Genomic DNA, 1288 nt, shown 5'->3' with positions numbered 1-1288 from the left:
GACCGGAGCCTGGGCGACGGGCGCCTGGGCTGCGGGGACCGGGGCCTGACCGAACGCCTGGCCCTGCGCCCCGCCGGCGTACGCGCCGAACGATGCGGCCGGCGCTACCTGCGGCTCGACCTGCTGCGGCGCGACGTGCTGCGGCTCGACGTGCTGGGCCGCGGCGTGCGCCCCGGCGTCCGACGAGCCCCAGGCCGACTGACGGACCGGCGCCACCGTGGGCTCCGGCTCGGCGACCGGCGCGGGCACGCGGTGCTGCTCGACCGCTGCCGGCTCGACGGCGACCGGGGTCTCCTCGACCGAGGCCTGCTTGCGGCCGAAGAGGCGGCGACGCGGCTTCTTGGCGCGGATGTCACGCCGGCTCGGGCTGGCCTGCACGACGTCGGCGAAGGCCGGCTCGGCCTGCTGGGCCGCGGGGGCCGTGGCCGGAGCCGCCTGGGCCGGGACAGGTGCCCACGGCTGCGCCTGGGCGACCGGCTGGGCCTGGGCGACCGGCTGCGCCTGGGCGACCGGCTGGGCCGGGAAGCTCTCGGCCGGGACGGGTGCCCACGGCTGCTGGGCGACGGGCTGCTGGGCGACGGGCTGGGCCGGTGCGACCGGCTGGTGCGCCGACGACTCCGCCGGGACCGGGGCCCACGGCTGCTGCTGAGCAGGCGCCGAGGGCGCCCATGCCTGACCTGCAGGCTCCGCGGGTGCGGGCGCCCACGGCTGGGCCTGGGCGACCGGCTGCGGCTCGGCGAACGGCTGCGCCTGCGGGAACGGCTGGGCCTGCGCGAACGGCTCTGCCGGGACCGGGGCCCACGGCTGCGCCTGCTCGGGCTGCGCCCACGGCTGCGCCTGGGGCTGCGCGGACGCTGCCGGCTCGCCGGACCACGGCTGCGCCTCGGCCTCGGCGACCTCCCACTCGGGCTGCTCGTCGACGTACGCCTCGGCCTGGACCGCGACGGGCTCGGGCTCGACGACGTACTCGTCCTCGTCGTCCTCGACCAGCGCCGGGATGACCATCGGCTTCTCGCCGGCGGGCGTCTCGGTGCGACCGAAGAAGGCGGCCGCACCGGCCGCCGCTGCGGCCAGACGGTCGGCGCCGTCGACGCCCTCGAGCTCGTCCGTGCTCTCGGTCGACGTGGCGTCGCCGGAGTCGATGTGGATCGCGGCGGCGGCGAGCTCGGCGCGGCGCGAGCGGAAGCCGCTGAACATCGCGGCACGGCCCTCGGGCGCGACGGGCGGCACCGGGCCGGTGACCGGCCGCGGCTCCATCCCCGCCGGGGCGGCGGGCTGACGCGTCGGC

The 1288-nt window shown here is 79.2% G+C and carries 1 pseudogene; it reads right to left on the bottom strand.

From position 1 onward, the window contains the following. A pseudogene (locus ICW40_RS20545) lies at window positions 1-1288 on the bottom strand (hypothetical protein); the annotation flags it as partial.

The sequence above is a fragment of the Actinotalea ferrariae genome (assembly GCF_019733465.1).
Classification (GTDB): domain Bacteria; phylum Actinomycetota; class Actinomycetes; order Actinomycetales; family Cellulomonadaceae; genus Actinotalea; species Actinotalea ferrariae_A.
Note: the sequence above shows the minus strand (reverse complement) of the source record. Positions and strands in the feature narration are given on the sequence as shown.